The sequence below is a fragment of the Aquitalea sp. USM4 genome, assembly GCF_004328945.1.
Taxonomy (GTDB): domain Bacteria; phylum Pseudomonadota; class Gammaproteobacteria; order Burkholderiales; family Chromobacteriaceae; genus Aquitalea; species Aquitalea pelogenes.
The window spans coordinates 419,318-439,017 of sequence record NZ_CP029539.1; the positions used below are offsets into that span (position 1 = coordinate 419,318).

20 protein-coding genes are annotated in these 19,700 nt (G+C 61.1%); 12 read left to right on the top strand and 8 right to left on the bottom strand.

The window, feature by feature from the left end; genetic code table 11:
- Positions 1 to 22 precede the first annotated feature (22 nt).
- The gene (gene acs, locus DKK66_RS01870) at positions 23 to 1,987 is read left to right on the top strand and encodes an acetate--CoA ligase (RefSeq protein ID WP_131355056.1); all 1,965 of its coding nucleotides are present in this window, start codon (positions 23 to 25) and stop codon (positions 1,985 to 1,987) included.
- Positions 1,988 to 2,222: 235 nt separating this feature from the next.
- Here acs and DKK66_RS01875 read toward each other — a convergent pair whose 3' ends face one another.
- The gene (locus DKK66_RS01875) at positions 2,223 to 3,140 is read right to left on the bottom strand and encodes a bestrophin family protein (RefSeq protein ID WP_131355059.1); all 918 of its coding nucleotides are present in this window, start codon (positions 3,138 to 3,140) and stop codon (positions 2,223 to 2,225) included.
- Between the two features lie 122 nt (positions 3,141 to 3,262).
- Here DKK66_RS01875 and DKK66_RS01880 point away from each other — a divergent pair, with 122 nt between their 5' ends.
- From DKK66_RS01880 to rraA, 9 genes are all read left to right on the top strand, one after another.
- Positions 3,263 to 4,018 (top strand): ABC transporter substrate-binding protein, encoded by a 756-nt coding sequence (locus DKK66_RS01880; RefSeq protein WP_165494090.1) that lies wholly within the window; start codon positions 3,263 to 3,265, stop codon positions 4,016 to 4,018.
- 106 nt (positions 4,019 to 4,124) lie between these two features.
- Positions 4,125 to 5,975, top strand: coding sequence for a DUF294 nucleotidyltransferase-like domain-containing protein (locus DKK66_RS01885; RefSeq protein WP_131355066.1), 1,851 nt, complete (start codon positions 4,125 to 4,127; stop codon positions 5,973 to 5,975).
- Positions 5,976 to 6,072: 97 nt separating this feature from the next.
- Positions 6,073 to 6,624: a hypothetical protein gene (locus DKK66_RS01890; protein ID WP_131355069.1), complete on the top strand. Its 552-nt coding sequence runs from the start codon at positions 6,073 to 6,075 to the stop codon at positions 6,622 to 6,624.
- A complete protein-coding gene (gene rsxB, locus DKK66_RS01895) occupies positions 6,621 to 7,196 on the top strand; it encodes an electron transport complex subunit RsxB (protein ID WP_131355073.1) in 576 nt (191 codons plus the stop codon). The genes DKK66_RS01890 and rsxB overlap by 4 nt, the downstream gene beginning before the upstream one ends.
- The gene (locus DKK66_RS01900) at positions 7,193 to 9,256 is read left to right on the top strand and encodes a 4Fe-4S dicluster domain-containing protein (RefSeq protein WP_131355075.1); all 2,064 of its coding nucleotides are present in this window, start codon (positions 7,193 to 7,195) and stop codon (positions 9,254 to 9,256) included. The genes rsxB and DKK66_RS01900 overlap by 4 nt, the downstream gene beginning before the upstream one ends.
- Positions 9,253 to 10,029 (top strand): RnfABCDGE type electron transport complex subunit D, encoded by a 777-nt coding sequence (locus tag DKK66_RS01905; protein WP_131355078.1) that lies wholly within the window; start codon positions 9,253 to 9,255, stop codon positions 10,027 to 10,029. Before DKK66_RS01900 ends, DKK66_RS01905 begins: the two co-directional genes overlap by 4 nt.
- 99 nt (positions 10,030 to 10,128) lie before the next feature.
- Positions 10,129 to 10,761, top strand: a complete 633-nt coding sequence (gene nth, locus DKK66_RS01910; RefSeq protein WP_045847082.1) for an endonuclease III — start codon at positions 10,129 to 10,131, stop codon at positions 10,759 to 10,761.
- Positions 10,762 to 10,857: 96 nt separating this feature from the next.
- Positions 10,858 to 12,336 carry a DegQ family serine endoprotease gene (locus tag DKK66_RS01915; RefSeq protein WP_062789342.1) on the top strand — a complete coding sequence of 493 codons (1,479 nt, stop codon included), beginning with the start codon at positions 10,858 to 10,860 and terminating at the stop codon, positions 12,334 to 12,336.
- A 91-nt stretch (positions 12,337 to 12,427) separates the two neighbouring features.
- Positions 12,428 to 12,907, top strand: a complete 480-nt coding sequence (gene rraA, locus DKK66_RS01920; protein WP_045847080.1) for a ribonuclease E activity regulator RraA — start codon at positions 12,428 to 12,430, stop codon at positions 12,905 to 12,907.
- 28 nt (positions 12,908 to 12,935) lie between these two features.
- Here the strand turns inward: rraA and DKK66_RS01925 are convergent, their stop codons facing one another.
- The 7 genes from DKK66_RS01925 to pcnB form a co-directional block, all read right to left on the bottom strand.
- Positions 12,936 to 13,349: a GFA family protein gene (locus tag DKK66_RS01925; protein ID WP_045847210.1), complete on the bottom strand. Its 414-nt coding sequence runs from the start codon at positions 13,347 to 13,349 to the stop codon at positions 12,936 to 12,938.
- Between the two features lie 166 nt (positions 13,350 to 13,515).
- On the bottom strand, positions 13,516 to 13,896 hold the full coding sequence (gene panD, locus DKK66_RS01930) for an aspartate 1-decarboxylase (RefSeq protein ID WP_062789341.1): 381 nt from the start codon (positions 13,894 to 13,896) through the stop codon (positions 13,516 to 13,518).
- Between the two features lie 23 nt (positions 13,897 to 13,919).
- Positions 13,920 to 14,753: a pantoate--beta-alanine ligase gene (gene panC, locus DKK66_RS01935; RefSeq protein WP_045847078.1), complete on the bottom strand. Its 834-nt coding sequence runs from the start codon at positions 14,751 to 14,753 to the stop codon at positions 13,920 to 13,922.
- Between the two features lie 17 nt (positions 14,754 to 14,770).
- On the bottom strand, positions 14,771 to 15,562 hold the full coding sequence (gene panB / locus DKK66_RS01940) for a 3-methyl-2-oxobutanoate hydroxymethyltransferase (RefSeq protein WP_045847077.1): 792 nt from the start codon (positions 15,560 to 15,562) through the stop codon (positions 14,771 to 14,773).
- Between the two features lie 48 nt (positions 15,563 to 15,610).
- Complete coding sequence (locus DKK66_RS01945) at positions 15,611 to 16,252, bottom strand: deoxynucleoside kinase (RefSeq protein ID WP_045847076.1); 642 nt, start codon at positions 16,250 to 16,252, stop codon at positions 15,611 to 15,613.
- Positions 16,253 to 16,275: 23 nt separating this feature from the next.
- Positions 16,276 to 16,755 (bottom strand): 2-amino-4-hydroxy-6-hydroxymethyldihydropteridine diphosphokinase, encoded by a 480-nt coding sequence (gene folK / locus DKK66_RS01950; protein WP_131355081.1) that lies wholly within the window; start codon positions 16,753 to 16,755, stop codon positions 16,276 to 16,278.
- The gene (gene pcnB, locus DKK66_RS01955) at positions 16,752 to 18,116 is read right to left on the bottom strand and encodes a polynucleotide adenylyltransferase PcnB (protein WP_045847074.1); all 1,365 of its coding nucleotides are present in this window, start codon (positions 18,114 to 18,116) and stop codon (positions 16,752 to 16,754) included. The genes folK and pcnB overlap by 4 nt, the downstream gene beginning before the upstream one ends.
- A 208-nt stretch (positions 18,117 to 18,324) precedes the next feature.
- Here pcnB and DKK66_RS01960 point away from each other — a divergent pair, with 208 nt between their 5' ends.
- Positions 18,325 to 19,062 (top strand): hypothetical protein, encoded by a 738-nt coding sequence (locus DKK66_RS01960; RefSeq protein WP_131355084.1) that lies wholly within the window; start codon positions 18,325 to 18,327, stop codon positions 19,060 to 19,062.
- A gap of 328 nt (positions 19,063 to 19,390) precedes the next feature.
- Positions 19,391 to 19,693 carry a hypothetical protein gene (locus DKK66_RS01965; RefSeq protein WP_045847073.1) on the top strand — a complete coding sequence of 101 codons (303 nt, stop codon included), beginning with the start codon at positions 19,391 to 19,393 and terminating at the stop codon, positions 19,691 to 19,693.
- The last annotated feature ends 7 nt before the right edge of the window (positions 19,694 to 19,700 follow it).

Genomic DNA, 19,700 nt, shown 5'->3' on the forward strand with positions numbered 1-19,700 from the left:
AGACAAAACATAAGGAGAAGTTATGTCCACCCTCGAGTCCATTCTGAAAGAAACCCGCAGCTTTCCGCCGTCCGATGACTTCCGCCACAAGGCCACTGTGTCTGGCATGGAGGCCTACAATGCGCTGTGCGAACAGGCTGATGACAGCTACCTGGCTTTCTGGGGGGACCTGGCACGCGAGCTGATCACCTGGAAAAAACCCTTCTCACGGGTACTGGATGACAGCAATGCACCTTTCTTCAAATGGTTTGACGATGGTGTGCTGAACGTCTCCTACAACTGCCTGGACCGTCACCTACCGCTGAACGCCAACAAGATCGCGCTGATCTTCGAAGCAGATGATGGCGAAGTGACCCGGGTGACCTATTCCGAACTGCACCGTCGCGTCTGCCAGTTTGCCAATGGCCTGAAGAGCCTGGGCATTGCCAAGGGCGACCGTGTGGTCATCTACATGCCGATGGTGATTGAAGCCATCGTGGCCATGCAGGCCTGCGCCCGTATCGGTGCCATCCACTCGGTGGTATTCGGCGGTTTCTCGGCCGGCGCGGTACGTGACCGTATCCAGGATGCCGGCGCCAAGCTGGTGATTACCGCCAATGAGGGCCTGCGCGGCGGCAAGACCGTTCCGCTGAAGGCCACCGTGGACGAAGCCCTGGCACTGGAAGGCTGCGAGTCGGTACAGAACGTGGTGGTTTACCAGCGTACCAATGGCGGCGCACAGTGGACCGACGGCCGCGACGTATGGTGGCACAAGCTGGTGGAAGGCCAGGCCGAAGCCTGCGAACCGGAATGGATGCTGGCGGACGATCCGCTGTTCATCCTCTACACATCTGGCTCCACCGGCAAACCGAAAGGCATCCAGCACAGCAGCGCCGGTTACCTGCTGGGCGCCATCAACAGCTTCCGCTGGGCCTTTGACTACAAACCGAATGATGTGTACTGGTGCACCGCCGACGTGGGCTGGATCACCGGTCACTCCTATATCTGCTACGGCCCGCTGGGCATCGGTGCCACCCAGGTGGTATTCGAGGGCGTGCCGACCTACCCGGATGCCAGCCGCTTCTGGCGCATGATCGAACAACACAAGGTCAGCATTTTCTACACTGCACCGACCGCCATCCGTTCGCTGATCAAGCTGGGCAACGACCTGCCCAAGCAGTTCGACCTGTCCAGCCTGCGCCTCTTGGGCACCGTGGGCGAGCCGATCAACCCGGAAGCCTGGATGTGGTACTACGAAGTGGTGGGCGGTGGCCGCTGCCCTATCGTGGATACCTGGTGGCAAACCGAAACCGGCTCGGCCATGATTGCGCCGATTCCGGGTGCCGTACCCACCAAGCCGGGTTCTTGCACCCTGCCCCTGCCGGGCATCATTGCCGACATCGTGGACGAATCCGGTGCGCAGGTGGAACCGGGCCGCGGTGGCTTCCTGGTCATCAAGAAGCCTTTCCCGTCCTTGGTACGTACCATCTGGAACGACCCGGACCGCTTCAAGAAAACCTACTTCCCGGAAGAGTTCAATGGTCAGTACTACCTGGCTGGCGACTCGGCCAACCGCGACGAAAACGGCTACTTCTGGATCATGGGCCGTATCGACGACGTGCTGAACGTGTCCGGTCACCGTCTGGGCACCATGGAAATCGAATCCGCGCTGGTGGCCAACCCGCTGGTGGCCGAAGCCGCTGTGGTAGGCAAGCCGCACGAAGTGAAGGGTGAGGCGGTGGTGGCCTTCGTAGTACTGAAGGGCGCCCGTCCGGAAGGCGACGAAGCCAAGAAGATTGCGGCCGAACTCAAGAACTGGGTAGCCCACGAAATCGGCAAGATCGCCCAGCCGGACGACATCCGCTTTGGCGAAAACCTGCCCAAGACCCGCTCCGGCAAGATCATGCGCCGTCTGTTGCGCTCGATTGCCAAGGGCGAGGAAATCACACAGGACGTTTCGACGCTGGAAAACCCGCAGATTCTGGGCCAGCTGCAAAACCCCATCTGAATCAGTTCAGGAGCACACTGACCTTGAGCCCGGTGATTTCACCGGGCTTTTTTTATTGCCAGCGCCATCCGCCCTGCACCGCCCTACTGCTGCTGACAGAACGCACACACCGGCTCCGGGCTGATCGAGTGCAGCAAACAACAGGGAAACGGCGCAGGGGCAAGGCGCAACGACGCAGACAGTAAAGTAATGACAAGGCGGCGTAACGTCGCCACACGTTTTTTGATTGCAGCTATTAGTGCAGATACACCCCTTGCGGCTTTGGCGCTTCCACCGTCACCGGCAGGCCCTGCATTTCGCGCACGGCGGATTCGATGGTATGGCACAGGGCAGCCAGTGGCAGATCATTTCCCTCACGACCAAACGGCTCTTCCAGTTCTTCGCCAATCACTTCCAGCGCGAGATATGTGTAAGCAATGAATACGGCAATGGGAGGCGTCAGCCAGCCTATGCTGCTGACCAGGCCCATCGGCAGCAGCAGGCTGTAGATGGTGACCGTGCGATTGAGCAGGACGCGATAAGTATAAGGAATCGGCGTGGTGTCTATGCGCTCGCAACCGCCCAGGATTTCCGACATGGTGTCCAGCTTGCGGTCCAGCGCCTGCCATTGCCACTCGTTCAGGCAGCCCTCGCGCTGCAACTGCTGCACCAGCTCTCCCAGCCGACGCAGGATGATGGCCGGCGCAAAGCGGGCCGCTTGCACCTCGTCCAGCAGGCCGGGGGCAATCAGGCGCTGCAGATGCTGGCAATCATCCTCCCGCCGCAGCTGGGCCTTCAGTGCATAGGCAAAGGCACAGAGCAAATCTGCCGCCTCGGCAGTCAGCGGATGTTTCGGTACGGCAGACAACAGCAGGCGGGTAATGGAGCGATTGACAATCAGCAGGCCACCCCATAATTTGCGGGCTTCCCAGAAGCGGTCGTAGCTGACTGAATTGCGAAAACCCAGAAAAATGGCCAGCGACACGCCAAGCAAGGTGAAGGTGGGAATGCTGAGCGCAGAATCCGCATGGCTGCTAAGCCACCAGTGGCGGGCGCCGGCTGACATGACGGCAATCAACAACACCAGCAACAGTCGTGGCATGATGCGCGGCAGGACTGAGCCATGCCAGACAAACAGCAAGCGAAACCAGCTCAGGGATGATCGGACAATCATGAAGCAATATCAGCCAATGATGTTAAAGCCGACATGATAAGCCATCGTCACGCATGCTGCAGTGCAAAATACGACTCAGCGATTTCACTTGCCGCCCCGAGGGCAACAACTACAGTAAAGAGATGAAACGCATTCTCCCTGCCCTGTCGATTCCGCTGCTGATGCTGTGCTCGGCCTTGCCCGTGGCACAGGCAGGCACACTCACCATTGCCTGTGAAGATAATCTGCCACCATTTTCCAGCGAGACTGGCGGTCAGCCGCACGGCATCGTGGTTGATGTCGTGCAGTTGATCATCCGCCAACTGGGCTTGAGTGAAACGGTGCACCTTTATCCGTGGAACCGGGTATTGACCATGGGCCTGAATCAGCCCAACACACTGGTATGCGCCATGGCCAGAACACCGGAGCGGGAAGATCGCTTTCAATGGGTAGGCGAGGTCATCCACTCGCCGCCGGTGTTATTGATGCTGACCGAAAATGGCGGGCGCATTCCCCGTAACGGCAAACTGGCTGACTATCAGAACTACGCGATTGGCGTACTGCATGGTTCTTATCAGGAAAAATACCTGCTAGAACACGGATTCACCCATCTGGAAGTCTTTTCCTCGTATCGCGAGGGCTACCAGATGCTGCGCGCCAAACGCATCACACTGTGGGCGGCCAACCAGCTGACAGCCTATTCCACCGTGCAGCAAATGCATGACCAACCCGGCCAGGTGCTGCAGACCGCCTTTGTGTTCAAGCAACTGCCCCAGGGCATGTCCATGGCATTCAGCCTGGGAACACCAGCCTCCACGGTAGAGGCATTCCGCCAGGCACTGGAGCAGATAAAACGCGATGGCCGTTACCAGCAGATCCTCAAACAGAACAGTGAATAGCATGACCGGCCACTGAAGCGGGCAAAAGCACTGCGACGGATTTCCCCAATATCAGTCGGGTCTGGCCAGCTTTATATTCAACCCATCACAGCGCAACCGGCAGACCATGACCACGCCCACTCCATTCCCGGCAGACTGGCAACCATTGCTGGTGCATGAACCATTTGCCGTCATGACAGCGGAACAGCTCCAGTTACTGGCCCGTTATGGCAAACGCCAGCATTATCCCCGCGGCAGCAGCCTGCTCAATCCCCAGGCAGGGCTAGCCACGCAGTTGTTCATCGTGCTGGAGGGCCAGGTACTGGCCGAGGATATTTACAGCGGCCAGCCGTTTGCCATGCTCAGCCAGGGAGAAATGTTTCCGCTGGGTGCCCTGCTGGCGCAGCGACCGGTCACCAACCATTACCGTGCGGACAGCGACTGCATGGTGCTGTTGTTACCGCATGCGGCCTTTTTGGAGCTATGCCGTGCCTCGTCGGCATTCCAGCAGTTTTGCACCCAGCGGCTGGCCAATCTGCTGTCCCGTGCCAGACAACAACACCCCGCCGCGCTGGGGGGACAGGGCCTCAGTCTGCATACCCCGCTGTCAGCGGTCATCCAGCGGCCGCCCGTCACTTGCCGGCCCGATACCGCACTGCGCCCCTTGCTGGAATTGATGCAGGACCAAGCGGTTGGCTCGGTGGTCATCACCAGCCCGGAACAAAGACTGCTTGGCCTGTTCACCCTGCGCGACCTGCTGTCCGCCCATCTGGCCGGACGGCCGGACGACACCCCGGTGCAGCAATTGATGCGCCAGCCCAGCTGCATCCTGCCGCCTACCGCGCTGGCCAGCGAAGCCATGCTGGCGCTGGTGCAAAGTGGTGAGCGCCACGTGATGGTATGCGAGGGCAGTACGCTGGTCGGCATTGTTTCGGAACATGATCTGTACCGTCTGTCACGGCTGGACATGAAGGAAATGCTGCAACGGCTCAGCCGATGCGACAGTACTGCCGCCCTGTCCGGCGTGGCCGCCACCTTCCGCCGCCAGGTAGTCGCCCTGTTCCGCCAGGGCATGGATGCCGACGCCAGCACCCGCCTGCTCAGCCTGTTCAACGACCAGTTGCTGACCCGGCTGTGCCAGCTGCATCTGGCAGAGGCCGGGCTGGATGATGTGGAAATCTGCTGGCTGCAGTTTGGCAGCAGTGGTCGTCAGGAAAATACCCTCAGTTCGGATCAAGACAGCGGCATCGTGTTTCACAGCAGCAAGCCGTTGCTACAGCACCAGCTGGCCTTGCAACTGCCCGCCATTGCACAGGGCATCTGCTCCGCACTGAGCGCCTGCGGCATACCGCTGTGCCGCAACGGCGTGATGGCAGGCAATCCCAGCCACTGTCTGTCACTGGATGACTGGAGCGACACCTTTATCAGCCAGTTGATGCAGTCGGACGACAGCGCCGGACACATCGGCCTGTATCTGGACTTGCGCCCGGTGTGGGGCAATACCGCGCTGGGCCTGGAGCTGGCCAGCCGGCTGCGCCAGCGCGCCGCAGACCGTCAGGTATTGCAGGCACTCAGCCGCAACGCCCGCCGCTATCAGGCACCGTTGGGCTGGAGCGGACGCCTGCAAACCGATGAAAATGACAAGCTGGATCTGAAAGCCGCACTGGACTTCTTTGTTGACGCCGCCCGCATCATGGCCTTGATGGCTGGTTGCGCCGCAGGTCGCACCAGCGAGCGCTTTGCCGCTGCCAGCCAGTTGCCCGGCCTGGACAGCAGCGATTGCCAGTCCTTTGCCGACAGCGCCCGTTTCCTGCAGGATTTGCGCCTGCGTCACCAATTGGCCTGCCAGGACAATGCGGCCGGGCTGGACAGCCTGATCGACCCGCGCCAGCTCAGCACCCTGGATGCCCGCATCCTGAAGGAAACCCTGCGCCAGGCGCGCAAACTGCAAGCCTGGCTTGGCCGGCAACTACCCTGAATGCTGGCTGTGGGCCATGGCCTACCCGCAGCAAGGTTGTGAAGCAGGCCCGAAACCCGGATAATTTTGCGGTTTTGCTTTCCGGATACTCTGCGCCATGAATTTCGGGCTCTACCTGCCGCTGCTTGCCCTGATGGCCTGTCTGCAACATTGCCAGACCGGCAGACAGCGTGCCATCAGCCTGGCCTTGCCTGCCGCAGCCGCCATGGGGCTGACCCTGCTGATCAGCCAGTTGCTGGGCAATCTCGGCCTGGCGCTACTGCAGCCCCTGACCGGCCCGACGCCGAGGCTGTCTGCCATCATCATCCTGCAAAGTGCCAGTGCCCTGTCGCTTGCCTGGCTGCTCAACAACAAGGCAGGCAACGCCAGCCGCGCACTGGGCCTGCGTCCGGGCTGGCTGCTGGCCAACAATCTGCTCTTGAGCCTGCCGGGCAGCTGGATGGCCCACGCGCCTGCCAGCATGGGCAGCAGCATGCAAAGCCTGTTGCTATCGGTCTTGCTCAGCCTGTTACTGGCTGTATTTGCCTGTTTGCCAACCCGTCTGGCACGTAGCCGCTTGCCTGCCATGCTGCGTGACCTGCCCGCCCTTTGGCTGTGTGCCCTGCTACTGGCACTGGCCCTGCACAGCCTGGGAGCCCGACTGTCATGAATATCCTGTTCCTTATCGCCTTGCTGCTGCTGGCTGCGTGGCTGCTGCGCAGCGTGATGACCAAGCGCCAGCAACAAGCGCAAGATGCCGATCCGCGCCCGCTGGTCGAACAGATTGATGCCATCCTGCCGCAAACCCAGTGCGGCCAGTGCGGTCACGCCGGATGCCAACCCTATGCCGCCGCGCTGGCCAAGGGTGAGGACAGCATCAACCGCTGCCCGCCCGGTGGCGAGGAAGGCATACGCAAACTGGCCGCACTGCTGCATACCGATTACCTGCCCTTTGCATCAGACGCCCCGCCCAGCAAACCCAAGGCCGTGGCGCTGATTGACGAAAGCACCTGTATCGGCTGTACGCTCTGCATTCAGGCCTGTCCGGTAGATGCCATCCTGGGTTCGGCCAAGCAGATGCACACTGTACTGGCAGACGAATGCACCGGTTGCGAACTCTGCCTTGTTCCCTGTCCGGTGGATTGCATCAGCATGCGTCCGGCCACCAGCAGCCCGAACGACTGGCGCTGGGGCTACCCGGTGATTGCCATCAAGGCCGTCAAGCACGAGGCAAGGTCATGAGGCGTTTTCTCTCCTTGCCTGGCGGGTTCAAGCTGCCCTTGCCCGGCCGCAAGCATGACAACACCGCTACTACGACCCTGCCGCTGCCAACGCGTCTGCTACTGGGCCTGCAACAGTGCCTGCCTTGCGTGCAGCCTGGCCAGCAAGTCCTGAAATACCAGCGCCTGGCCGACGCAGACAGTGAATACGGTGTTGCCCTGCATGCCCCGACATCCGGCCGCATCATCGCCATCCAGCCCCAGGCCCAAGCCTTGCCCGGTGCACCACTGGCCAACACCCTTGTCCTGGAAGCGGATGGCCGGGATGAAGCCCTGCCGCTGCAAGCAGGCGACCCGTCCCTGCTCACGCCGCTCAGCCTCGCCCTGCAACTGCAAGACATGGGGGTCGCGGGCAATCACGGCCCCCTGCTGCCGCTGGACCGGGCCATGCAGCCACATGCACTGTCCCTGCTGATCATCAATGCGGTAGAAGACGAGCCCTGCCTGACTGCCACCTCCAGCTTGCTGGAACAGCAAGCCGATAAACTGGTTGCCGCCATTGCCATGCTGGAACAAGTCCTGCAGCCCGGACGCATCGTGCTTGCCATCAGCCACACCGAAAGTGCCGGGGCTGTGCAGGCAGCCGCCAGCCAGCACGGCTGGCACATCACTACCATCAATGCCCCCTATCCGGCGGCGGATGAAACCACGCTGACCCGCCAGCTGGCCAGCCCGGCGGAAGCTGCACACTGCCTGTGTCTGCCAGCCGATGCCGTGGTGGCCGCTGGCGACGCCATCCTGCATGGCCAGCCCTGCATCAGCCGCTTTGTTACCCTCGACGGCAAGCTGGACCGGCCAGGCAGCGTGCAGGCGCTGCTGGGTACTCCGCTGAGCCATCTGTTGAACTTTGCCGGTGCCAGTGCCGATTGCGCCATTACCCATGGCGGCGGCTTGCGTGGCTATGCACTGCCAGCCGATCAGGCAGACACGATGGGGCTGCACTGGCATAGCCAATGCCTGCAAGCCCGCACGCCGGATACCACCAGAGGGCAACAGGACTGCATCCGCTGCGGCGATTGCCTGCGCATCTGTCCCAGCAAGCTGCAAGCACAGGAGCTTTACTGGCATTGCCAGCAAAACAATATGGAAGAAGCCAACGCCTGGGGCCTGCAGGACTGCACCCTGTGCGGACTGTGCGATGCCGTCTGTCCCAGTCAGCTTCCCTTGCTGGATACCTTCCGCCACGCCGCCTTGCAGTATCAGGCGGCACAGCAACAGCAGCAGCAGGCCGACCAGGCCAGGCAGCGCCATCGCTTCCGCCAGTTCCGGCTGGAGCGGGACAAGCAGGAAAAAGCCCAGCGACTGGCCGCACGCGCCGCCGAGCAAGCCGCCAAACGCGAACAGGCTGCCACCGCAGCGCAGCCGGAAAGCAAGGCAGCACCGGCAGCAGCCGACAAACAAGCCGCCATTGCCGCCGCCATGGCCCGCGCCGCCGAGCGTAACAGTCAGCATCTGGAAAAGCAGTCCACCGGCGCTGCGGACAACACGCAAGCAGATGCCCGCGCCGCTGCCATTGCAGCCAGCCGGCAGGCCGCCATTGATGCAGCCATGGCCCGCGCAGCAGCCCGCAAGGCTGCGCAGGATGCCGCCAAAGCTGCCCGCGCCGCTGACACGCAGGACAGCCCTGCAGCAACAAGCGATGACAAACAGGCCCTGATTCAAGCCGCCATGCAGCGTGCCGCCGCGCAAAAAGCAGCACAGCCCACAGCAGCACCGGCCGGCATGGATGCGGACAAGAAGGCCCTGATCGAAGCCGCCATGCAGCGCGCCGCCGCGCAAAAAGCAGCACAGCCCACAGCAGCACCGGCCGGCATGGATGCGGACAAGAAAGCCCTGATTGAAGCCGCCATGCAGCGCGCCACCACGCAAAAAGCAGCACAGCCCACTGCAACACCGGCCGGCATGGATGCGGACAAGAAGGCCCTGATCGAAGCCGCCATGCAGCGTGCCGCTGCGCAAAAGGCCGCGCAAGCCGACAAGGCTGCCTCCACAGGCCAGCCAGAGAAACCGGAAAACACATGACAACCACCACCATGCGACTTGCCCCCAGCCTGGCTCGCCGCCAGGGCCTGACGCTGCTTGCCCTGCTGCCGGGCGTGCTGGTCTTGCTGGCGCAGCAAGGCAGGCTCGCCCTGTTCAACCTGCTGCTGGCCCTGTGCGGTAGCCTGCTGAGCGACATGGCCTGCCAAGCCTCACGCAAGCAGCCGCTGGCCACCAGCTGGCGACAGCCCGCCAGCCTGTTAACGGGGACGTTACTGGCCCTGTTGCTACCCATAGACACCCCGGCAGGCCTGCTGCTTGCAGCCTGCATGATCACCGTGCTGTGGCGACAACTGTTTGGCGGAACCGCCCACGGACCGTTTCACCCGGTCCTTGTCAGTCTGTTGCTGCTGTCCCCCTGTCTGCCCACCATCCTGCCCGCTCAAAATGCAGCGCTGAGCCTCGCCTTGCTGGGCGGTGGCGTGTGGCTGCTCTGGCAAGGTCTGATTGCCTGGCAAGCACCCGCGGGTTTCTGTCTGGTATTGCTGGTAAGCCTGCCACTGGGCACCGGCTGGTTGTTGCTGCAGCCTGCGTTGTGGCTACTGCTTGGCTGGGTGATGACGGATGGCAACAGCACCCCCATCACGCCACGGGGCAGGCTTATTCATGGTCAGGCTGCCGGCCTGCTGTGTGTCGGCTTTGCCGCGCTGACCCAGTGGTCGGACATTACTCCGCTACTGGCAGCCATCCTGTTGCTGCTCAGCGCCGCCGCACCACTGGTGGACCAGTTGCTGCAGCCAGCCCCTCGCACGTAGAAACCACAGTGGCTTCGGCAGCGCCCCTGCCTGCGCTACAATCACCGGTGCGCCATTTTCCGGACGCACCGGTACTCAACCAGCCATCAGCCAGCCGCCATGAACGCCACCAAGCGCTACGAAATCTTCCGCCGCCTGCGCGAGCACAACCCCACCCCCACCACGGAACTGGAATACCGCACGCCGTTCGAGCTGCTGATTGCCGTCCTGCTGTCGGCCCAGGCCACCGACGTCAGCGTCAACAAGGCCACCCGACCGCTGTATGCCGTGGCCAACACCCCGGCCGCGATGCTGGCGCTGGGCGAGGAGACCGTGGCCGACTACATCAAGACCATCGGCCTGTACCGCACCAAGGCCAAAAATGTGATTGCCACCTGTCGCCTGCTGCTGGAAAAACATGGCGGCGAAGTGCCCGACGACCGTGCCGCACTGGAAGCCCTGCCCGGTGTGGGGCGCAAAACAGCCAATGTGGTACTGAACACTGCCTTTGGCCACCCCACCATCGCTGTGGATACTCATATTTTCCGCGTGTCCAACCGCACCCGGCTGGCACCGGGCAAGGATGTGCGTGAAGTGGAAGACAAACTGCTGCGTTATGTGCCGGCAGAATTCAAGGTAGATGCACACCACTGGCTGATTCTGCTCGGTCGCTATGTGTGCAAGGCGCGCAAACCGGAATGCCATCGCTGCGTGATTGCCGATTTGTGTGAATATCCGGCAAAACCGGTATGATTAAATGATTGCCAGCGGAATATGGCTGGCAGTTCTCTGGAAATACAGCTGATCGTCCCTATATCGGTCTGAAAGCCTCCCCGAAAGGATAATTCTGTGACTCCGTATCTTCGCCCCATCGTCGGCGCCCTTCTGGCTGCGTCGTTGCTTTCGGGTTGCGACAAGATCGAAAGCCTGTTCCACAAGCAAAACCAGCCCGCCCCGGTGGCTGTACCTGCACAGTCGGATGGGCGTGTCGCCATGTTGCTGCCTGACTTTACCCAGCTGGTCGAGCGTGATGGCCCGGCCGTGGTAAACATTCAGGCCAACCGCACAGAGGCGGCACCACAGCAAAGCGAAATGCCTTTCCCGGTACCGGAAGACGACCCGCTGTTCGACTTCTTCAAGCGTTTCATCCCCAACCAGCCCAACCAGCAGGACCAGACGCCGGAAGAAAGCGTGTCCTTTGGCTCCGGTTTCATCATCAGTGATGACGGCTACATCATGACCAATGCCCACGTGGTGAGCGGCGGCAGCCAGATCAAGGTGATGCTGACCGACAAGCGCGAGCTGAAAGCCCGCCTGGTGGGCCTGGACAAACGTACCGACGTGGCACTGCTGAAAGTGGATGCCTCCAGCCTGCCGGTGGTCAAGATCGGCAGCCCGTCCCAGCTCAAGGTGGGCGAATGGGTGGCAGCCATCGGCGCACCTTTCGGCTTTGAAAACACGGTGACGGCAGGCATTGTGTCGGCCAAGGGCCGCAGCCTGCCGGATGAAAACTACGTTCCGTTCATCCAGACCGACGTGGCCATCAACCCCGGCAATTCCGGTGGGCCGCTGTTCAACCTGCGTGGCGAAGTGGTGGGTATCAACTCGCAGATTTACAGCCGCTCCGGTGGTTTCATGGGCATTTCCTTTGCCATCCCGATTGACCTGGCCATGAACGTGGCCGAGCAGATCAAGGCCAAGGGCAAGGTCAGCCGCGGCCAGCTGGGCATCAATATCCAGGAAGTATCGCAGGAGCTGGCACAATCCTTCGGCCTGCCCCGCCCCAGCGGTGCGCTGGTGGTACGGGTAGACCCGCAAGGCCCTGCCGGCAAGGCCGGGCTGCAAACCGGGGACATCATCCTCAAGCTGGATGACCGCAATATTGAAAGCTCGAAAGACTTGCCGATGATGGTGGGTTCGCTGCAACCAGGTGCCAAGGTCAAGCTGTCGGTATGGCGCAAGGGTGAAGAGAAAACCATTCAGGCCACGCTGGGCGAGCTGGCACCGGAAGCCAGCCCCCAGGCCAAGCAGCAGGACGAAGCCGCTCCGCAGAATTTCCAGTTTGGCAAACTGGGGCTGACCGTTACCGAGCTGACCGCACGCCAGCGTACCGAACTGGGCCTGAATGGCGGCCTGCTGGTACAGAAGGCGCAAGGTGCGGCGGCACGCTCCGGCCTGCAACATGGCGACGTGATCATGGGGCTGAACCAGAATGAAATCACCTCGGTGAAGAGTTTCGAGAAGGCGCTGTCCAGCGCACATGGCAAGATAGCCTTGCTGGTTCGGCGTCAGGACAGCACGCTGTTCGTACCGCTCCGCCTCGATTGAGCATGCCGACAAGCCGCCGCAAGGCGGCTTTTTCACGGCTGCCGATATCGCTGCCGACATCCAATAAACCAGCAAAAGCAAAGGAGAGAAAATGAGTTTTCTGACAACCGATTTGTGCGATGCCAACGAAGGCCGGGTGCGTGTGGTCGAGCCCATGTTCCAGCGCTATGGCAACCATGCCCGCTTTGCCGGGCAAATCGTCACCCTCAAGCTGTTTGAGGACAACACCCTGGTACGCGAAACCCTGGCCCAGGATGGCCACGGCAAGGTACTGGTGGTGGATGGCGGCGGTTCACTGCGCTGCGCGCTGCTGGGCGACCAGATTGGCGACCTGGCGGTGGCCAATCACTGGGAAGGGGTGGTGATTTATGGCTGCATCCGCGATTCGGTAGCACTCAACCAGCTGCCCTTGGGAATCCGCGCACTCAATACCCATCCGTTGAAATCGGTGAAGCGCGGCGAAGGCCAGCGCGACCTGCCGGTAAGCTTTGGCGGTGTCACCTTCACCCCGGGTGAATGGCTGTATGCCGATGAAGACGGCGTGATTGTGGCAGCAGAGGCCCTGCTCTGACGCAGCAGTCTCCCGCGTCTTGAACCAGTCACGCGCCGTCGTGACTGCGTTCATGTACCGGCAAGGCGGCCTGCTTTGCCGGTTCGCCCCAGTCCAGATGCTCCTGCCACCAGGTATGGAATTCCGGCGCCAGTTGCTCCGGCGCGTCCAGCGTGGCGGCGGTGATGTCGATATCGTCCGGGTCGGACTCATGCTGATAACTGAGCGTGGCCCCGCAATGCGGACAGAAACCGCGCTGCACCGCCGTTGATGAGTGATAGTAGACCGGCTTTTCACTCAGCCACTCCAGTTCGATCAAACGCACGGTGAACCAGGTGAGAAACGCCGCACCACTGGCCTTGCGGCAGCTGATGCAATGGCAATGCGTGACATGAAAGGGCTGGCCATGCACCCGGTAGCGCACGGCGCCACACAGACAGCCGCCATTCAGAATGCTGCTCATGATGGTCTCCTGCTGGGCGGAGCCTGGCTTGGACAGGCACCGACGTTTGGCGTGCTTGTTCAAGAACTATAGACAGTTATAAGCAGTCTTGCAGGATGAATGGCAGGCATGAAAAAACGATGCCGTTTTGCGGCATCGTTTGCGTGGGAAAACGACTGGCTGTCTATCAGGCCGGCTGGGTAGGTGTCTTGTTATCCAGCGCCGTCATCTGGTTGCGTTCATCAACAAACACCAGCTTGGGCTGATGGTTGACCAGCTCGGCATCTTCATACTGGGCAAAAGAGGCGATGATCAGCAGGTCGCCCGGCGCAGCACGGCGGGCGGCCGAACCATTGACCGAGATGACACCGGAGCCGCGCTCGGCCTTGATGGCGTAAGTGGCAAAGCGCTCACCATTGTTGACGTTCCAGATCTGCACTTCCTCGTATTCACGGATATCGGCAGCTTCCAGCAGGTTTTCGTCAATGGCGCAGGAACCGATGTAGTGCAGCTCCGCGTGCGTGGTGGTGACACGGTGCAGCTTGGATTTGAGCATGATGCGTTGCATGGTACTGAATTCCCCGGCCCGCCTTAGCGGGTGATTTCCACATTATCAATCAGACGAGTACGACCCAGACGGGCGGCAGCCAGCACCACCAGGCGCTTTTCACCGGCGTGGGCGATTTCCAGGGTATCGGCCTGGCGCACTTCAACATAATCCACCGTCCAGCCTGCCTGTTGCAGGTCGGCGCTGGCCTTGGCTTCCAGCCCGGCGTAGTCGTTGTCCCCGGCCAGCAAGGCTGCGCGCATGGCGGACAGGTTACGGTACAGGCGCGGTGCTTCGGCGCGTTCTTCGGCAGTGAGATAACCATTGCGCGAAGACAGTGCCAGCCCGTCTTCCGCCCGGCCGGTATCCACCGGGACGATGGCAACCGGAATGTTCAGGTCGTCCACCATGGCCTTGATCACATGCAGTTGCTGGAAGTCCTTCTTGCCGAAACAGGCCACATCCGGCTGCACGATATTGAACAGCTTGCTCACCACCGTGGCCACGCCACGGAAATGGCCGGGGCGGAAGGCACCGCACAGCTCGTTCTGGATATGCGGCGGCTCCACGTTGAAATCCTGCTTCACGCGCGGGTACAGTTCCTGTTCGGTGGGGAAGAACAAGGCGTCCACGCCGGCGGCTTCCAGCTTGGCACAGTCAGATTCGAAGGTACGCGGATAGGCGTCGAAATCCTCTCCCTGACCAAATTGCAGGCGATTGACAAAAATGCTGACCACCACCTTGTCGGCATGCTCGTGCGCGGCGGCAACCAGCGCGAGGTGACCCTCGTGCAGATTACCCATGGTGGGAACAAAGGCCAGCTTACCGGCCTGGCGACGCCATGCACGCATGGCTGCCACGCTGCGGATGATTTCCATTTCCTTACCCTTTTGGCTTAGAAGGTATGTTCGGCAGCCGGGAAGGTCCCTGCCTTGACTGCCTTGACGTAGGCTTCGACCGCACCCTGGATGCTGCCGGCCTCATTCATGAAGTTCTTGACGAAACGGGCTTTCTTGCCCGGATACACACCGAGGATGTCGTGCAATACCAGCACCTGACCGCTGACATCAGCACCGGCACCAATGCCGATGGTGGGCACAGCAACGGCTTCGGTCACGCGCGCGGCCAGTTCGGCGGGCACACATTCCATCAACACCAGGCTGGCACCGGCATCGGCCAGCTTGCGGGCATCATCCAGCAGGCGTTCGGCATCACTCTGGGTCTTGCCCTGTACGCGGTAACCGCCAAAGGTATTGACGAACTGCGGGGTGAGGCCGATGTGCGAACAGACCGGAATCCCGCGCTCCACCAGGAAGCGGGTGGTTTCTGCCATGAAACCGCCACCTTCGAGCTTCACCATGTGGGCACCGGCCTGCATCAGGCGGGCAGCGCTGGCAAACGCCTGCTGCGGGCTCTCCTGATAGCTGCCGAACGGCAGGTCGCTCAATACCATGGCATCGCCGGCACCAGCGGCGACACAACGGGTGTGGTAGACCATTTCTTCCATGGTCACCGGCAGGGTGGAATCACGATTCTGGATCACCATGCCCAGAGAATCGCCCACCAGCAGAATCTCTACCCCGGCCTGATCAAGGAGGGTGGAAAAGCTTGCGTCATAGCTGGTGAGCATGACGATCTTCTGGCCTTCGGCGGCCATCTTCTGCAGGGTGTTGACGGTAATTTTCATACCTGTACTTCCTCGGTGTGGTCGGGAAATGCAAGGCGTCACTTGTATTCAGACGCTCTTGTTGAAGTAGCTGCGCTGTCCGCGCATCTCGCTGATGCAGCGCAACAATAGCTCGAAATCCTCGTTACCATCAACCAACTCGAGATGGTCGGTATTGACGATCAGCAAGGGTGCCGCTTCGTACTGATGGAAAAATTCGCTGTAGGCGGCATGTACGCGCTTGAGGTAGCCTTCGGGGAAATCCTGCTCCAGCTGGCTGGCGCGGGCCGCACTGCGCTCCAGCAACACCTGCTCGGAAGCTTGCAGATAAATCACCAGGTCCGGCACCGGATACTGTGGCAGCAGTTGCTGGGCCAGGCGCTGGTACAGCGCCAGTTCCTGCTCGTCCAGATTCACCCGGGCAAACAGGGCATCCTTTTCAAACAGGAAGTCGGACACCACCGGGCTGGCCAGGGTGTCGCCCAGCAACATGCCGCGTGCCATGTCGGCCCGTTGCATCAGGAAGGACAGCTGGGTGGCCAGGCCATGCGAGGCGACATTACGGTAAAAACGCGGCAAGAAGGGGTTGGCGGCCGGGTCCTCGGCCAGCAATTGCACACCCCAGTAGCTGGCCAGCCGACGGGCCAGTGCCGATTTGCCCGAACCGATGGGGCCTTCAACTACCACATAACGCAAATGGCTGTGACTCATGATGAGCTCCTAGAACGGGCAGGCTAGGCCAGCTTGCGCACACCACTGCAATCCAGGGTGGCGGCAATGGCAGCGGCCTGGCCATGCTCCCCTACCAGCAGGTCGGGGGCGATTTCTGCCAACGGTACCATGACAAAGGCGCGCTGGTGCATGCGCGGATGCGGCAACATCAGCTGCGGGTCGTCCAGCACGGTATCCTGATACAACAGGATGTCCAGATCCAGCACCCGGGGGGCATTGCGGAAGCTGCGCTCACGCCCGAAACCGGCTTCGATCTGCATCAGCGCGGCCAGCAAGTCATGCGGACTCAGGCTGGTTTCCAGCTGTGCCACGGCATTGATGAAGTCAGGCTGATCCAGATACCCCACCGGAGTGGTGAGATAAAGAGAAGAATGCGCAAGCACGCTGGTGCCGGCAAGAGCAGCAAGGGCCGCTAGCGCGGCCCTTATTTGCTCGGCCGGTTGCTCCAGGTTGCTTCCCAGAGCGACATAGGCCAGGCTCACTCGGCCTCTCCCCCTCCACCGGTGCTCTCGGCACGGCGGCGGTTGCTGGTGCGACGACGGCGGCGCTTCTTGGCCGGTTCGTCAGCGCCACTGTTCTTGGCTTCGTTGATCAAGGCTTCGCGTTCGGCCTGATCGCCACGCTGGAAGGCTTCCCACCATTCCACCAGGCTGGCCGGCAACTCGCCCGCTTCGGCGCGCAGCGACATGAAGTCGAAGGCGGCTCGGAAGCGCGGCTGTTCCAGGAAGCGGTAAGGACGGGCACCGGTACGGCTGTCGAAGCGGCCTTGCAGCGTCCAGATTTCGCGCATGGTGACGCTGAAACGGCGCGGAATGGCAAAGTCGTTGTCCTGCTCGTTTTCCACGTCGGCAATCGCCATCTGCAAGGCTTGCAGTGGCTTTTCACCTGCGGCGATATGTTGCTGCCAGTGCTGGTTCACCTGTTGCCACAGCAAGGTGGCCAGCAGGAAGCCAACCGACACCGGCTTGTCGGCACGGATGCGCGCATCGGTACTTTGCAGGCCCAGTTGCAGGAACAAATCGTCGCCATCCTCCCCCATCACCGCGTCCAGCAGCGGGAACACCCCGCGTGACAGCCCTTCCTCGCGCAGCTTTTTCAGGCAGGCATAGGCATGGCCGGACATCAGCAGCTTGAGCATCTCGTCAAACAGCCGGGCCGGGGGTTCCTTTTTCAGCAGATGGGCATGGGCACGGATGGGCTTGCGGGTGTCTTCGTCAATTTCGAAGCCCAGCTTGGCAGCCAGGCGCACCGCACGCAGCATGCGTACCGGGTCTTCCTGATAGCGCCGTGCCGGCTGGCCGATCATCACCAGCTTCTTGGCCTTCAGGTCCTTCACCCCGTGGTGATAGTCGATGATGGACTCGTCGGACGGATCGAAGAACAGCGCATTGACGGTGAAGTCACGGCGGTGCGCGTCTTCTTCCTGACTGCCGAAGGTGTTGTCCGCCATGATGCGGCCGGACTCGTTCTGGTCGTCAATACCGCCACCGCGGAAGGTGGTGACCTCGATGGTTTCCGGGCCCACCATCACGTGCACGATGCGGAAACGCCGGCCAATGATGCGCGAGCGGCGGAACAGATGATGCACCTGCTCCGGCGTGGCATTGGTGGCGACGTCAAAATCTTTGGGTGCGACATCCAGCAACAGGTCACGCACAGCCCCCCCTACCACGAAGGCAGAGAAACCGGCTTCCTGCAGACGGGAAGTCACCTTGAGCGCAGCAGTGCTGAGCTGATCGCGGCGAACGCCATGCTGGGACAGCGGAATCACGCGTGGTTTGCTACGGCGTTTGCCCATGCCAGACGGCAGCTCCAGTACTTTACGGATAAGCTTGCGGATCATTTAGAGGAATAAGGACGTGGAATGAAGGGATTCGCAAGAAAGGAATTCAAGCGGCAGATTATAGCCTGAATCTTCTGACAAGATATACCGCTCTGGCCCAATTTATCCTGACAGACAATAGGCCACATGCCGGTTGATGATTGCCCGCCGTCGGCAGCGGGCCTAGAATCGCACACCATCTGCCGCATTTTCCGTGTAAAGACCGCCCGTGATTCCCTTACTCGCCCTGGATATCCAGACCCTGCCTGATGTCGATGGCATCCGTACCCTGTACCAGCTGGATGCCGACATCAGCGATGCAGACGTCGTTTACTTTGCCCTGCAACGCAGCCGGGCCAGCCGGGCGGATGAATTCCTGCCCTACCACCTGCATCGTGTGGTCGGCATTCATGCCGTGCTGCACATCCGTCAGGAAGTGGTTTTGCACCAGACACTGCCCGGGCAGGATGAAGCGGGCATGCTGCAAACCCTGTCCACCCTGCTGAACGAACACATGCCGCAAATTGTCAGCTGGCAAGGTTCCCAGTTGATGCTGCCGGTATTGCGCCATCGCGCCATGATGCACGGCATTGCCTTCCCCGGCGGTGCCAACGGGCTGTTTGGCCAGACGCTGGAACTCAGCCGCCTACTGTGCCAGAACGCCCAGCCTGGCTGTGTACCGCAGCAGGAAATGGCCGGCCTGTGCGGCTTGCCGCGCATTCCGGATTACGACGCGGCCCAGTCCTGGGCAATGGCAGCGGCAGGCCAGTTGCCGGCCCTGCTGGCGCACAGCGCACAGCGCGCCGCCTGCCATTACCTGATGTGGCTTCGCCTGGCTGCACTGCAAGGGCAGATTTCCGCCCTCACCCGCAGCCAGCACGAGCAAAAGCTTGCCCAACTGCTAGGCCAGCAAGGCGAAGGATGGCTGGATTTCCTGCAACAGTGGACGGCATGCAACAGGGCTTGACAGGCTTTTCCGACGGGAATAATCTTTTCCCATGCGCCGATTTGATACAGCTTGCTGGGCGCACTATAAATGCCAGCTAAAGCGTGAGTCGGAAAACCCGCTGCGCTCTCTGGCCCGGCGGGTTTTTCTTTTTCCGTCTTATAGTGCGCGCACTGTGCGACATCGGGCATGTTGAAGGTAGTACCGTTTTACCGTTCCGGGCTGTGTCCGGAACACTGGCGCCGAGTTAATCGACAACTTGCAGGGCGCCCAAAAATCCTGCTAAAGCGTCGCCTGACGGTAAGGTCGGGCACGCAACAGCGCCACCCATACCCGATGGAGTTTCACCATGTACGATTGCCTGCAAGACAGCTGTAGCGACTTTTCCTTTGCCGTATACGATGCCGTGGGAAGAAAACGCCCCCTTCAAGGCAGCCTGACTGCCACCTTGCTGTCCGCCGACAGCACCCTGCCCCTGCAAGACCTGATCAACTACGCTGACCAGCTGGGTTACAGCAGCCAGCTGGATGAAAGCGGCTTGCTGACCATTCATGATGTCGGCCTGCTGGATGCACTGAACATCAACAGCCGCTTTGGTCAGCATCTGATCATCAGCTGCGATTTGCGCCGCGAAACGCCAGTACGTTTCTGAGCGCAGC

Coding starts and splice junctions, on each gene's coding strand:
- DKK66_RS01900 (WP_131355075.1), top strand. CDS start 7,193: ATGAGGCGTTTTCTCTCCTTGCCTGGCGGGTTCAAGCTGCCCTTGCCC.
- DKK66_RS01880 (WP_165494090.1), top strand. CDS start 3,263: ATGAAACGCATTCTCCCTGCCCTGTCGATTCCGCTGCTGATGCTGTGC.
- DKK66_RS01890 (WP_131355069.1), top strand. CDS start 6,073: ATGAATTTCGGGCTCTACCTGCCGCTGCTTGCCCTGATGGCCTGTCTG.
- rraA (WP_045847080.1), top strand. CDS start 12,428: ATGAGTTTTCTGACAACCGATTTGTGCGATGCCAACGAAGGCCGGGTG.
- acs (WP_131355056.1), top strand. CDS start 23: ATGTCCACCCTCGAGTCCATTCTGAAAGAAACCCGCAGCTTTCCGCCG.
- DKK66_RS01885 (WP_131355066.1), top strand. CDS start 4,125: ATGACCACGCCCACTCCATTCCCGGCAGACTGGCAACCATTGCTGGTG.
- DKK66_RS01875 (WP_131355059.1), bottom strand. CDS start 3,140: ATGATTGTCCGATCATCCCTGAGCTGGTTTCGCTTGCTGTTTGTCTGG.
- DKK66_RS01905 (WP_131355078.1), top strand. CDS start 9,253: ATGACAACCACCACCATGCGACTTGCCCCCAGCCTGGCTCGCCGCCAG.
- pcnB (WP_045847074.1), bottom strand. CDS start 18,116: ATGATCCGCAAGCTTATCCGTAAAGTACTGGAGCTGCCGTCTGGCATG.
- panD (WP_062789341.1), bottom strand. CDS start 13,896: ATGCAACGCATCATGCTCAAATCCAAGCTGCACCGTGTCACCACCACG.
- DKK66_RS01965 (WP_045847073.1), top strand. CDS start 19,391: ATGTACGATTGCCTGCAAGACAGCTGTAGCGACTTTTCCTTTGCCGTA.
- panC (WP_045847078.1), bottom strand. CDS start 14,753: ATGGAAATCATCCGCAGCGTGGCAGCCATGCGTGCATGGCGTCGCCAG.
- DKK66_RS01925 (WP_045847210.1), bottom strand. CDS start 13,349: ATGAGCAGCATTCTGAATGGCGGCTGTCTGTGTGGCGCCGTGCGCTAC.
- rsxB (WP_131355073.1), top strand. CDS start 6,621: ATGAATATCCTGTTCCTTATCGCCTTGCTGCTGCTGGCTGCGTGGCTG.
- panB (WP_045847077.1), bottom strand. CDS start 15,562: ATGAAAATTACCGTCAACACCCTGCAGAAGATGGCCGCCGAAGGCCAG.
- DKK66_RS01945 (WP_045847076.1), bottom strand. CDS start 16,252: ATGAGTCACAGCCATTTGCGTTATGTGGTAGTTGAAGGCCCCATCGGT.
- nth (WP_045847082.1), top strand. CDS start 10,129: ATGAACGCCACCAAGCGCTACGAAATCTTCCGCCGCCTGCGCGAGCAC.